The organism is Amycolatopsis granulosa (genome assembly GCF_011758745.1).
Lineage (GTDB): Bacteria > Actinomycetota > Actinomycetes > Mycobacteriales > Pseudonocardiaceae > Amycolatopsis_E > Amycolatopsis_E granulosa.
In genome coordinates this window covers 4,598,486-4,610,592 of record NZ_JAANOV010000001.1, presented here as the reverse complement: position 1 = coordinate 4,610,592, position 12,107 = coordinate 4,598,486, and the positions used below count along the sequence as shown (strand labels likewise).

12 protein-coding genes are annotated in these 12,107 nt (G+C 72.3%); 7 read left to right on the top strand and 5 right to left on the bottom strand.

Annotated features, from left to right (window positions below; genetic code table 11):
- The first annotated feature begins 39 nt into the window (after positions 1–39).
- A complete protein-coding gene (locus FHX45_RS22610) occupies positions 40–228 on the top strand; it encodes a DUF5302 domain-containing protein (protein WP_167105507.1) in 189 nt (62 codons plus the stop codon).
- Positions 229–280: 52 nt separating this feature from the next.
- Here the strand turns inward: FHX45_RS22610 and FHX45_RS22605 are convergent, their stop codons facing one another.
- On the bottom strand, positions 281–1,354 hold the full coding sequence (locus FHX45_RS22605; protein ID WP_167105504.1) for a Glu/Leu/Phe/Val dehydrogenase: 1,074 nt from the start codon (positions 1,352–1,354) through the stop codon (positions 281–283).
- A gap of 160 nt (positions 1,355–1,514) precedes the next feature.
- On the opposite strand from FHX45_RS22605, the gene FHX45_RS22600 reads away from it, so the two are divergent.
- Positions 1,515–2,231 (top strand): alpha/beta fold hydrolase, encoded by a 717-nt coding sequence (locus tag FHX45_RS22600; protein WP_167105502.1) that lies wholly within the window; start codon positions 1,515–1,517, stop codon positions 2,229–2,231.
- A 132-nt stretch (positions 2,232–2,363) separates the two neighbouring features.
- Here the strand turns inward: FHX45_RS22600 and FHX45_RS22595 are convergent, their stop codons facing one another.
- Together FHX45_RS22595 and FHX45_RS22590 are read right to left on the bottom strand one after the other, a co-directional pair.
- A complete protein-coding gene (locus tag FHX45_RS22595) occupies positions 2,364–3,110 on the bottom strand; it encodes a tryptophan 2,3-dioxygenase family protein (RefSeq protein WP_167105500.1) in 747 nt (248 codons plus the stop codon).
- Positions 3,107–4,459 (bottom strand): TrpB-like pyridoxal phosphate-dependent enzyme, encoded by a 1,353-nt coding sequence (locus FHX45_RS22590; protein ID WP_167105497.1) that lies wholly within the window; start codon positions 4,457–4,459, stop codon positions 3,107–3,109. The genes FHX45_RS22595 and FHX45_RS22590 overlap by 4 nt, the downstream gene beginning before the upstream one ends.
- An 81-nt stretch (positions 4,460–4,540) precedes the next feature.
- On the opposite strand from FHX45_RS22590, the gene mtnA reads away from it, so the two are divergent.
- Entirely contained in the window at positions 4,541–5,515 is a 975-nt protein-coding gene (gene mtnA / locus FHX45_RS22585) for an S-methyl-5-thioribose-1-phosphate isomerase (RefSeq protein ID WP_167105494.1), read from the top strand.
- Between the two features lie 107 nt (positions 5,516–5,622).
- Positions 5,623–7,542, top strand: a complete 1,920-nt coding sequence (locus FHX45_RS22580; RefSeq protein ID WP_243869196.1) for a S53 family peptidase — start codon at positions 5,623–5,625, stop codon at positions 7,540–7,542.
- Positions 7,543–7,715: 173 nt separating this feature from the next.
- Here the strand turns inward: FHX45_RS22580 and FHX45_RS22575 are convergent, their stop codons facing one another.
- A complete protein-coding gene (locus FHX45_RS22575) occupies positions 7,716–8,336 on the bottom strand; it encodes a response regulator (RefSeq protein WP_167105489.1) in 621 nt (206 codons plus the stop codon).
- Complete coding sequence (locus FHX45_RS22570) at positions 8,333–9,499, bottom strand: GAF domain-containing protein (RefSeq protein ID WP_167105486.1); 1,167 nt, start codon at positions 9,497–9,499, stop codon at positions 8,333–8,335. Before FHX45_RS22570 ends, FHX45_RS22575 begins: the two co-directional genes overlap by 4 nt.
- A 176-nt stretch (positions 9,500–9,675) precedes the next feature.
- Between FHX45_RS22570 and FHX45_RS22565 the strand changes: the two genes are divergently transcribed.
- Genes FHX45_RS22565 through FHX45_RS22555 form a run of 3 tightly spaced genes read left to right on the top strand, consistent with a single transcriptional unit; the run spans position 9,676 to position 12,100 of the window.
- A complete protein-coding gene (locus FHX45_RS22565) occupies positions 9,676–10,455 on the top strand; it encodes an ATP-binding cassette domain-containing protein (protein WP_167105483.1) in 780 nt (259 codons plus the stop codon).
- A complete protein-coding gene (locus FHX45_RS22560; RefSeq protein ID WP_208400048.1) occupies positions 10,452–11,222 on the top strand; it encodes an ABC transporter ATP-binding protein in 771 nt (256 codons plus the stop codon). The genes FHX45_RS22565 and FHX45_RS22560 overlap by 4 nt, the downstream gene beginning before the upstream one ends.
- A complete protein-coding gene (locus FHX45_RS22555) occupies positions 11,222–12,100 on the top strand; it encodes a branched-chain amino acid ABC transporter permease (protein ID WP_167109336.1) in 879 nt (292 codons plus the stop codon). Before FHX45_RS22560 ends, FHX45_RS22555 begins: the two co-directional genes overlap by 1 nt.
- Positions 12,101–12,107 lie beyond the last annotated feature (7 nt).

The following is a 12,107-nucleotide window of genomic DNA, read 5'->3' as shown; positions in this document are numbered from 1 at the left end:
GGAAGGCTGGACGGGCAAGCGGCGACATCAGGAGGTCGTATGTCCGAGAACACGTCACCGGGTGAATCGGAGGACGACGTCAAGCGCAGGTTCCGCGAGGCTCTCGAACGCAAGCAGGCGAGCGCCCAGGCGTCCGGCCGGCACGAGGGCGGCGGCGGCAAGGGCGGCCACGTCCACGGTCATGGCCCCGCGGCCAGCAAGCGCACCTTCCGCCGCAAGAGCGGCTGACGCGCGGCGTGGGCGGCCTGCCCGGCCGCCCACGCCACCACCGCCGCGAAGATCACCCGGCGAGGATGGACCGCAGCCGACCGACCTCGGACATCCGGCGCTCCGCGAGACGGTCCGCGGCGGTCGCCGGCGGCACACCCTCGGCGTCGGCCAGCTCGAACACCGCCTTGGTCGTCTCGAAGATGCCGGCCGCCTTGCGCTGGGCCCGGTCGAAGTCGAATCCGTGCAGCTCGTCGCTGACCTGGATCACCCCGCCGGCGTTGACCAGGTAGTCCGGCGCGTACAACACGCCGCGGTCCTCCAGCGACTTCTCGATGCCCGGATGGGCGAGCTGGTTGTTCGCCGCGCCGCAGACGACCTCGGCACCGAGCACGGGCACCGTGGCGTCGTTGAGCGCGCCACCGAGCGCGCACGGCGCGAACACGTCCAGAGGCGCGCGCAGCAACGTGTCGTTGTCCGCCACGACCTCCACCGCCGGGTACGCGGCCTTGGTGCGCTCGACGGCCGCGCCCGAGACGTCGGTGATCGACACCCGCGCGCCGGCCTCGACCAGGTGCCCGACGAGGATGTGCCCCACCTTGCCGACCCCGGAAACGCCGACGTGCCGGCCGGCCAGGTCGGCACTGCCCCAGCGGAACTCGGCGGCGGCGCGCATGCCCTGGAAGACGCCGAACGCGGTCAGCACGGAGGAGTCGCCCGCGCCGCCGTCGTCGCGGGAGCGGCCGGTCACGAACCGGGTCTCGCGAGCGATGACGTCCATGTCGGCGACGTAGGTGCCGACGTCGCAGGCGGTGTAGTAGCGGCCGCCGAGCGACTGCACGAACCGGCCGTAGGCACGCAGCAGCGCCTCGGTCTTGGTGGTCGACGGGTCGCCGATGATGACGGCCTTGCCACCGCCGAGGTCGAGCCCGGCGAGCGCGTTCTTGTAGGCCATGCCCTTGGACAGCGCCAGGACGTCGTCGAGCGCGTCGTGTTCACTGGCGTAGGGGTAGAACCGGGTGCCGCCGAGCGCGGGGCCCAGTGCGGTCGAGTAGACGGCGATGATCGCCTTCAGGCCGCTCGCCTGGTCCTGGCAGAACACGACCTGCTCATGGCCGGTTTCGCGGCCGAACACTCCATCCGTCACGGTGGTGACTCCTCATCTGCGACCCACCCGACGACGTTCGTGGCGCCGCGGAGGGGCTCTCCGGTTGTGGGGCGGAGGCGTCCGGGAAGGTCGTCCCCGTTCGCTCCATGGGGAGAACTTAGCGGTCCCGCCGCCGGAAAGGCCATGGCAAGATCGAGCGATGTACGTGCGTTCCGGTGGGCCGGCGGGACCGGTGCTGCTCGTCCTGCACGGCCTGGGCGCGACCGGCGCGGTGTGGGACGGGGTGGTCACGCGGTGGCCGGGCCGGTGGATCGCCCCGGATCTTCCCGGGCACGGCCGGTCCGAACCGCTTCCCCGGTACTCGTTCGGCGCGCTGGCCGCCGCGGTCGCGCCGCTGGTGCCGTCCCGGACACCCGTCGCGGTGCTCGGGCACTCCCTCGGCGGGGTGGTGGCACTCACCCTGGCGAGCGGTTGGTTCGGCGTGCGGGTGAGCAGGGCTTGCGGCCTCGGCATCAAGGTGCGCTGGACCGACGAGGAACTCGCCCGGGCGGCCGAGCAGGCCACCCGGCCGGCGAAGGTGTTCGCCTCGCGGGAGGAGGCGGCGGCCCGCTGGCTCAAGCTGTCCGGGCTGCACGGCCTGGTCGCCGCGGACTCGCCGATCGTCGACAGCGGCCTCACCGAGGGGTGGCGGCCGGCGCTGGACCAGGCGGCGTTCGGCGTCGGGGCGCCGGACCTGCCGGGACTGCTCGCGGCGGCGCGGGCACCGGTGGTGCTCGCCGCGGGCGAACACGACCCGATGTGCCCGGCCGCGCACCTGCCGGAGGACGCGGTGATCCTGCCCGGGCTCGGGCACAACGCCCACGTCGAGGACCCCGCCGCCCTCGACCCGCTGCTCACGCGTCTCCGGGACGCCTGACGCCGCCCACCCCGCGCGCGCCGAACCAGCCAACCCACCGCCCGCGACAGCAAACACGCCGCCCCCCGGAGCGAACACGCCGCCCGGCGCCGTGTTGGCCGCTTCCGGCGGCGTGTTCGCCGCTCCCGGCGGTTACAGGTCCGCGCGGACCGCCCACAGCTCGGGGAACAGCGGCTTGAACAGGGTGCCCCGCAGGTACTTCGCGCCCGAGGAGCCGCCCGTGCCGGCCTTGTCGCCGATGGTCCGTTCGACCATCTTCACGTGCCGGTACCGCCACTCCTGCACACCCTCGTCCAGGTCAACCAGGTGCTCGGCGACCGTCGCCGGGCCGGCGTCGTCGGCGTAGACGCTCAGCAGCAGCTTCCGCTGGTCGCCCGTCACCTCGTAACCGTGGGCGGACAGGTAGGCCAGGAACGAGTCGTACAGCGACGGGCGGGCCATCGCCGCGGCGATCCGCTCCCGCGCCGCGCTGCCCTCCGGGTAGTGCTCGAACGCGCCGCGGTCGCGACGGCCCAGCAGCGCCTCCAGCTCACGGAACTGCGCCGACTGGAAGCCGCTCGCCGCGTCCAGCCGGGTGCGGAAACTGGTGAACTGGGTCGGCGTCATGGTTTCCAGCACGTCGATCTGCGCGACCACGACCTTGAGGATCGTCAGCACCCGGCGCAACGTGCGGATCGCGTGCGGCGTGTCCCCGGCGGTGAGCTTGTCCTGCAGGTACGCCAGTTCGTGCAGCATCTGCTTGAACCACAGCTCGTACACCTGGTGGATGACGATGAACAGCATCTCGTCGTGCTCGGCGGAGCGGGGGCGCTGGGCGGCCAGCACCTCGTCCAGCGCCAGGTAGGAGGTGTAGGTGAGGGACGCGTGCTCGTCGGTCACGGCAGCCCCGCCAGCGATTCGGCCAGCACGGATTCGGACAGCTCGTTGTCGGTCATCCGCCCGGACAGGTACGCCGCGTACGCGGGCAGGTCGAGGTGCGCGTGCCCGCACAACGCCGTCAGGATGACCTTCTCCTCGCCGGTCTCCTTGCAGCGCAACGCCTCATGGATGCACGCCGCCAGCGCGTGCGTCGGCTCCGGCGCGGGGATGATGCCTTCCGCCCGCGCGAAGGCCACCCCGGCCGCGAAGCACTCCTGCTGCCCGGCCGCCATCGCCTCGATCAGGCCCAGCTCGCGGATGTGCGACAGCAGCGGCGACATGCCGTGGTAGCGCAGACCGCCGGCGTGGATCGGGTCCGGGACGAAGTCGTGCCCGAGCGTGTGCATCTTCAGCAGCGGGGTCAGCCCCGCGGTGTCACCGAAGTCGTAGGCGTAACGGCCGCGGGTCAGCGACGGGCACGCGGCCGGCTCGACGGCCCGGATCACCGGCGCGATCTTCCCGGCCAGCTTCTCCCGCAGGAACGGGAACATCAGGCCGCCGAAGTTGGACCCGCCGCCGGTGCAGCCCACGATCACGTCCGGACTGTCCCCGGCCTGCTCGAACTGCAGCAGCGCCTCCTCCCCGATCACCGTCTGGTGCAGCAGCACGTGGTTGAGCACGCTGCCCAGCGCATACCGGGTGTCCGGGTCGGCGGCCGCCTGCTCGACGGCCTCGCTGATCGCGATGCCCAGGCTGCCGGTGCTGTCCGGGTCCTTCTCCAGCACGGCGCGCCCGGCCGCGGTCTCCTTGGACGGGCTCGGGTGCACGGTCGCCCCGAACGTCTCCATCATGATCTTGCGGTAGGGCTTCTGGTCGTAGGAGGCGCGCACCTGCCACACCTCGCACTCCAGCCCGAACGTGGCACACGCGAACGCCAGCGCGCTGCCCCACTGCCCGGCGCCGGTCTCCGTGGTCAGCCGCCGGATGCCTTCGGCGGCGTTGTAGAACGCCTGCGGCACCGCGGTGTTCGGCTTGTGCGAACCGACCGGGCTGACCCCCTCGTACTTGTAGTAGATGCGGGCCGGGGTGCCGAGCGCCTTCTCCAGCCGCCGCGCCCGGTACAGCGGCGAGGGCCGCCAGAGCCGGTAAACGTCCAGCACCTCCCCGGGAATGTCGACGAACCGGTCACCGGTGACCTCCTGCGCGATGAGCGCCTGGGGGAACAGCGGGGCGAGGTCGTCCGGGCCGACCGGTTCCCGGGTGCCCGGGTGCAGCGGCGGGGGCGGCGGCTCCGGGAGGTCGGGGACCACGTTGTACCAGGTGGTTGGCAGGTCCGACTCGTCGAGCAGGTATTTCGTCCGGCCGGTCATGGGCGGTACCCCTTCCCCTCGCGCGGTTTCCCCAAGTTATGCCTGGTCGGCACCGCCGTCCAGATGGCGTTGAATGGAGGCGTGCGCAGAACGATCGACTGGGTGGACGGGGCGGTCGAGATCATCGACCAGGTCGCCCTGCCGGGTGAGTACCGGACGCTGCGGCTCGCGAGCGTCGACGAGCTGATCGACGCGATCCGGCGGCTCGCGGTCCGGGGCGCGCCCGCGCTCGGCGGAGCCGGGGCGCTGGGTACCGCGCTGGCCGCGTTCGCCCACGACGACCCGGACGCGGTGCGCGCCGACGCGGCGCGGCTGGCGGACGCCCGGCCGACGGCGGTCAACCTGAGCTGGGGCGTCTCCCGTGCGCTGGCGCGCCTCGGCGAGGGCCCCCACGCGGTCCTCGCCGAGGCGCTCGCGCTGCTGGACGAGGACGAGCGCCTCAACCACGACGCCTCCGCCCGCGCCGCCGAGCTGATCCTCGGCATCTGCGCGCGCCGCCCGCTGCGACTGCTCACGCACTGCAACGCCGGGCGGCTGGCCACGGTCGGCTGGGGCACCGCGCTCGGCGTGGTCTGGCACCTGCACGCCGCCGGGCACGTGGAGTACGTGCTCGCCGACGAGACCCGGCCCCTGTTGCAGGGCGCGCGGCTGACCGCGTGGGAGCTGGCCGCGGCCGGTGTCCCGCACCGGGTGCTGCCCGACTCGGCGGCGGCCGCGGCGATGGCGCGCGGCATGGTCGATTGCGTCGTCGTCGGCGCCGACCGGATCGCGGTCAACGGCGACGTGGCGAACAAGATCGGCACCTACGGGCTCGCGCTGGCCGCCGCGCGGCACGAGCTGCCGTTCGTGGTGGTCGCGCCGTCCTCCACAGTGGACCCGGAATTGCCGTCCGGGGAGTCGATCGTGATCGAGGAACGAGCCGCGGAGGAAATCACGACGTTTTCCGGCATTCCGGTCGCACCGCCCGGAACACCCGTGTTCAACCCGGCCTTCGACGTGACCCCGGCCGACCTCGTCACCGCCGTGGTCACCGAAAAGGGCCCGCTGGTGCGATGAACCCCATTTGCCGGTTTTCCGACTTTCTTCGGTAAGGAGGTAACGAATTCGCCGCCGGTCTGGCTTTTTCCGGACATCGACCTACTGTCGGGCCAATGCGAAGAGCTATGACCGTTGTCGCGTCGCTGGCGCTGGCCGGTGGCGCGCTCGCCCTCCCCGTGACCGCTTCGGCGCAGGACCGCGCGGTGATCCCGGCGTCCCACCCGAGCTGGGCAACCCCGCAGGCCAAGGTCACCGATTCGGCCCCGTCCGCGAAGCTGAGCTTCCGGGTCTACCTGACCACGCGCGACCAGGCCGGTGCGGACGCCGCCGCCCGCGCGGTGTCCGATCCGTCCGGTCCGTCCTTCCGTCAGTACCTGTCACCGGACCAGGTACGCGACCGGTTCGCGGCGAGCGACGCCACGCTCGGTGCGGTGCGGAACTGGTTGTCCGGCAGCGGGTTCGCGATCGGCGACATCCCGCCGAACCGGGCCTACGTCGAAGCCACCGGCACCACGGGCCAGGTGGAGCAGGCGTTCGGCGTGGATCTGGCGCGTTACCGCGTCGAGGGCCAGGTGCTGCGCGCCGCGGACCGGGAGCTGTCGGTGCCGGCCGCGCTGTCCGCCGACGTGCTCGGTGTGATCGGCGTCGACCAGGCCACGGCCCTGATGAAGCCGGACATCACGGACGGTTCGCCATCCGACGTGCCGCCGCCGGCTGGTTTCCGCAACGCGCGGCCGTGCAGCGCCTACTACGGCGAGAAGATCGACACCACCGACCCGGCCTACCAGGGCCGGCAGCGGCCGTACGCGCCGTGCGGCTACACGCCCGCGCAGCTGCGGTCGGCCTACGGGGTGGACGGGGTGCGCGCGGACGGCACCGGCACGACGGTGGCGATCGTGGACGCTTTCGCGTCACCGACGCTGTACGCGGACGCGGCCGAGTACGCGCGCCGCAACGACCCGGGGCACCCGCTGCGGCCGTCGCAGTTCGCGCAGCAGGTCTTCCCGGCCAACGTCGACCAGGAGCCGCCGGACCAGTGCGACGCGGCGGGCTGGTACGGCGAGCAGACGCTGGACGTGGAGGCGGTGCACGCGATGGCGCCGGGCGCGAAGATCCTCTACGTCGGCGGATCCGACTGCCAGGACGCCTCGCTCGACGAGGCCCTGAACTGGATCGTGGCCGGGCACCACGCGGACATCATCTCCAACTCCTACGGCGACGCGGGTGAGGACATCCCGGCCGCCGAAGTGCGGGTGTGGACGCAGATCGCGCAACAGGCGGCGCTCGAGGGCATCGGCGTGTACTTCTCGTCCGGCGACAACGGTGACGAGGCCGCGCGGCTCGGCGCGCCGTCGGCGGACTTCCCGGCGTCGGACTCGTGGGTGACCGCGGTCGGCGGGACGAGCCTCGCGATCGGCAAGGACGGCCGGACACTGTTCGAAACCGGCTGGGAGACCGGCAAGAGCACGCTCACGGGCGGTGCGTACACCCCGCCCTACCCGGGTGCCTACACCTCCGGTTCCGGTGGCGGCACGAGCGTGCTGTTCGACGAGCCGTTCTACCAGAAGGGTGTCGTGCCGGACGCGCTCGCCGCGCAGAACCAGCACGGCAAGGCGCGCGGCCGGGTGGTGCCGGACATCTCCGCGGTCGGCGACCCGAACACCGGGTTCCTGATCGGGCAGACCCAGACCTTCCCCGACGGCGTCCACTACGACCAGTACCGCATCGGCGGCACGAGCCTGGCGTCGCCGGTGCTCGCCGGGATCATGGCCGTGTCGGACAGCCTGACCGGGTTCCACCACGGGTTCGTCAACCCGGTGCTCTACCAGGTGGCCGCGCGCACCCCGGCGGTGCGGGACGTGCGGCACGTCGATGCCGCGGTGATGCGGGTCGACTACGCCAACTCGGTGGACGCCTCGGGTGGCCTGGTCACCTCGGCGCGTGACCTCGACTGGCCGGACCTGACGATCCACACCACGCCCGGGTACGACGACGTGACCGGGCTGGGTGTGCCGAACGGGCTCGCGTTCCTGCTCCTGCCGTAGCGGGGCCGCCGTGGAGGCCGCCGGGAAACCGGTGGCCTCCACGGTAACGTTCGACCACATGGCGCACGAGCTGGTCACCGTCTGCCTGCTGGTCGTGCGGCTGCGGATCCACTGCTGATCACGGGGTTTCCTCGTGTTGAAGCCGTCGCACCGGTTGAAACGCCGCTCCGGAATCACAGCAGCCCGGCCTCCGACGCCTTCCCGATCGCCTCCACCCGGTTCCGCGCCCCCAGTTTGTGCAGAGCCGACTGCAAATAGGTCTTCACCGTGTTCCGGGTCAGGCCGGTGGTGTCCGCGATCTCCGGGTTGGTCTGCCCCTGGGCGGCCAGCCGCAGCACCTCGTACTCCCGCCGGGTCAGGCCGCTGCGCGCCAGCGCGTCGGACCGCGGCGGGTGGTCGGGCATGATCCGCGGGTCCACCACCCGCTCCCCGCGCAGCACCCGCCGCAGCGCCGACACCAGGTCGGTGCCGGTCACGTCCTTGAGCAGGCACCCGTGCGCCCCCGCGTCCAGCGCCGCCAGCAACCCCTGGTGATCACCGTGCGCGGTGAACACCACGATCCGCCCGGACGGGTGGACCTGCCGCAGCCCGGCGATGACCTCGGGCGCGAGCATGTCCGGCAAGCGGAGGTCGAGCAGGATCAGATCCGGCCGCAGCTGTCCGACCTGGGCGAGCGCACCCCGGCCGGACTCCGCGCTGCCGATCAGCTCCAGCGACGGCTCGGCCCGCAGCAACAGGGTGACCCCGTCGCGGACCACGGGGTGGTCGTCGACCACCAGGACCGTCGCGGTCATGGCACCTCGGGCACCCAGGCCCGCAGCGTGCAGCCGCCGTCCTCGTCCCGGACCAGGCTCACCCGCCCGCCCATCCGCGCCGCCCGTTCGGCCAGGGAACGCAGGCCCACCCCGGTTCCGGAAGCGGAGTCACCGGAACCGGTGCCGTCGTCGGCAACCACCACCTGCACGCCGCCCGCACTCGGCCCGAGGCTGACCACGACCGAGCACGCGTGCGCGTGCTTTTCGACGTTGAGCAGCCCTTCCCGCACCGCGCACACCAGCAACGCGGTGCGCTCACCGTCCAGTGGCCGCACCGGCGCGAGCTGCACGAAGCGTGCCGGCAGCCCGCAGCGCGACTCGAACGAGCGGCAGTGCTCGGCCAGTTCCACCGGCAGCGCCCGCTCCGGAGTGGACTCCGACAACGACAGCAACGACTCGCGCAGCGCCCGTGACGCCGCCGAGACGTCACCCTCGAGCCGGCACAACCGGCCTTCCAGCACCGGGTCACCGGCCACGTCCTGGTGCAGGTTGCGCACCTGCACGCCGATCGAGAACAACAGTGCGCCGACCGAATCGTGCAGCGCGCTCTGCATCCGCCGCCGCTCCGCCGAGATCGCGTCGGCCCGGCCGGACTCGGCGATGCCCGCCAGCTTGAGCGCGGACGCGGCCTGATCGGCGATGCCTTCGAGGCGGCGCACCGCGTCGTCGCCGAAGTCGGCCGGTTCGCGCATGGCGGCGTAGGCGATCGCCAGGGTGTCCGCCTTGCCCCCGGCGCGGCCGATGATCGGCACGGTGAGCAGCGCGGCGAGCCCCTCGCCGGCGACCTGCGCGTCGAACTGGTGCGTGATGGTCGGCGCGCTCAGGTAGTCCGACACCCGCACCGGCCGGCCGGAGGCCAGGACCCGGCCGCCGACCCCTTGCCCGGTGGGCACCACGAGGTTCTGGAGCGCGTCGGTCTTGTTCCCGGCCATCCACCGGATCACCGCCGTGCCCGGGCGTTCCAGCTCGCCCACGAACGCGGCGTGCACGCCCAGCGATTCGCGGATCAGGTGCGCGGTGCCCTGCAGGGCCATCACCCGGTCGAGGGTGCCGAGTAGTCCCTCGCGTTCGCGCAACAGCTCGTCGAGCACGTCGCTGTGCTCGACGGCACGGTCCGCGGCGACACGCTGCTCTGCGGTCACCTGCCCACGATCGCACACCCGGCGGCGTGCGGACATCCCCTCCTGGAGAGGGCACGGTTGCGCAAAGGTCCGGCAAACCTCTCCAGGTGGGGGTGCCGGACGGGCGGGGGCCGATCAACGATTGCCGCCACCGAGAGTGACACCGGTCACACGATCGGAGGAGGCGGGTGCCCACCGTGTTGAACGTCCGAGACCTGCACGTCCGCTACGGCCGCTCGGTCGCCGCCCTGCACGGCGTCGACCTGGCCGTGCCCGAGGACGGGGTCCTCGCCGTCCTCGGCGGCAACGGCGCCGGCAAGTCCACGCTGCTGCGCACCATTTCCGGGACGCTCAAACTGCACCGCGGCGTGGTCACCCGCGGTGACGTCCGGCTCGGCGATACCCGGATCGACCGGCTCGACCCGGCCGCGATCGTCCGGCTCGGCGTGGTCGGCGTGCCCGAAGGGCGCCAGATCTTCACGCGCATGTCCGTCGAGGAGAACCTGCGCGCGGGCGGAATCTCGGCGTCCGCGGAGCAGCGGGTCAAGGCCCGCGAGCGCGTACACGAGCTGTTCCCGGTGCTGGCCGAGCGCGCCCGGCAGCGCGCCGGGCTGCTCTCCGGCGGCGAGCAGCAGATGCTCGCGATCGGCCGGGCGCTGATGTCCGCACCGCGCGTGCTGCTGCTGGATGAGCCTTCACTGGGACTCGCGCCCAAGGTGGTGGCCCAGATCAGCGCCATCATCCGGGAGATCCACGCGCAGGGCACCGCGGTCGTGCTGGTCGAGCAGAACGCCGTGATGGCGCTGAGCGTCGCCGACCACGCAGCGGTGCTCGAGGTGGGCCGGGTCGCGCTGGCCGGCCGGTCCGACGAGCTGTCCCGCAGCGAGGACGTGCGGCGCCTGTACCTGGGCGGGCACGCGCGATCCGAGGCGGCAGCTGAGCCACGCAAGCAGGTCCTGTCGAGGTGGGGCGGATGATCCCGGAACTGCGCGTCGAGCACCTCACGCTCCGCTTCGGTGGCCTGACCGCGCTGGAGGACGTCTCGTTCACCGTGCGGCCCGGTTCGCTGCACGCCCTGATCGGCCCGAACGGCGCCGGGAAGTCCAGTTGTTTCAACGTGATCGGCGGCCTCTACCGGGCCACGGAAGGCCGGGTCCGGCTGGGCGACACCGAGCTGACCGGCCTGCGCCCGCACCGGATGGCCGCGCTCGGCGTCGGCCGCGCCTTCCAGAACGCGGCCCTCTCGCCCGGGTCGAGCGTGCTGGACAACGTGATGCTCGGCCGGCACGCCCTCACCCGCGGCGGTTTCCTGGAATGCGCGCTGCGCGCCCCGTGGATCGTGCGGGCCGAACGCAGGCACACCCGGCGGGCCACGGAGATCTGCGAGTTCCTCGGCATCGGGCACCTGCTGCACACCCCGGTGGCCGCGCTGCCCTACGGCCAGGTCAAACGAGTCGACATCGCCCGCGCGCTGGCCGTGGAGCCGGTCCTGCTGATGCTGGACGAGCCGGCCGCGGGCATGACCGCGGCGGAGACGGCCGATCTGGCCGAGACGGTCCGGGCGGTGCGCGACGAGCTGGGCATTTCGATCCTGCTGGTGGAGCACGACATGGGCCTGGTGATGGGTATCGCCGACCGGGTCACGGTGCTCGACTTCGGCCGCCGCATCGCCGACGGCCCGCCCGATGAGGTGCAGCGGGACCCGGAAGTGGTCCGGGCGTACCTGGGAACGGAGGCCGCGTGATGCACACGTTCCTGCAACTGGCGGTGAACGGCCTCGGCAAGGGCGCGGTCTACGCGCTGCTCGCACTGGGATTCGTGATCATCTTCAAGGCCACCGAGGTGATCAACTTCGCGCACGGCTCGCTGGTGCTCTTCGGCGGCTACCTGGTGGTGGTGACCCGCGAGTCGCTGGGCTGGCTCGGTGCCTCGCTGGTCGGCGTCGCCGGCGCCGGGCTGCTCGCGGTGGTGGTGGAACGGCTGCTGCTGTCCCGCACCAAGCTGGCCGACCCGAACAGCCTGGCGCTGCTCACGATCGGCGTGGACGTGATCGTGGCCGAGGAGATCGTGCGGCGGCTCGGCGTCGGCGTGCCGTTCCTCGGCGAGGCGTGGGACGCCAAGCCGATCCAGGTCGGTGGCATCACGTTGTTCCGCACGCACCTGGTCGCGATGGCCGTGGCCGCGGTGCTGATCACCGCCTTCTACCTGGCGTTCAAGTTCTCCAACTGGGGGGTCGCGATGCGCGCGCAGGCGGAGAACCGGGAGGCCGCCGCGCTGATGGGCATCCGCAGCCGGCAGGTGACGATGACCGCGTGGCTCGTCGCGGGACTGCTGGCGGGCGTCGCCGTGCTGTTCCTGGCCACGCAGGACTTCTCCGGCGCCGGCCTGTCCCGTGGCACGCATTCGATCGCGCTGGCCGCGTTCCCGGCCGCCATCCTGGGCGGGCTCGACTCGACCGCGGGCGCGATCGTCGGCGGCCTGGTCGTCGGCCTGGTCGAGGCACTGTCCGCGCAGTACATCTCGTTCGACTTCTCCAAGAGCGCGGTGTTCCTGGTCATGCTACTGGTGCTGGTGGTCCGGCCGTCCGGCCTGTTCGGAACGAGGGAGAGCACCCGTGTCTGACCTCGCG

Bases quoted from the DNA above. Each gene is read 5' to 3' on its own strand.
- FHX45_RS22555 (WP_167109336.1), top strand. From the start codon at position 11,222: ATGCACACGTTCCTGCAACTGGCGGTGAACGGCCTCGGCAAGGGCGCG.
- FHX45_RS22600 (WP_167105502.1), top strand. From the start codon at position 1,515: ATGTACGTGCGTTCCGGTGGGCCGGCGGGACCGGTGCTGCTCGTCCTG.
- FHX45_RS22575 (WP_167105489.1), bottom strand. From the start codon at position 8,336: ATGACCGCGACGGTCCTGGTGGTCGACGACCACCCCGTGGTCCGCGAC.
- FHX45_RS22580 (WP_243869196.1), top strand. From the start codon at position 5,623: ATGACCGTTGTCGCGTCGCTGGCGCTGGCCGGTGGCGCGCTCGCCCTC.
- FHX45_RS22560 (WP_208400048.1), top strand. From the start codon at position 10,452: ATGATCCCGGAACTGCGCGTCGAGCACCTCACGCTCCGCTTCGGTGGC.
- FHX45_RS22610 (WP_167105507.1), top strand. From the start codon at position 40: ATGTCCGAGAACACGTCACCGGGTGAATCGGAGGACGACGTCAAGCGC.
- FHX45_RS22590 (WP_167105497.1), bottom strand. From the start codon at position 4,459: ATGACCGGCCGGACGAAATACCTGCTCGACGAGTCGGACCTGCCAACC.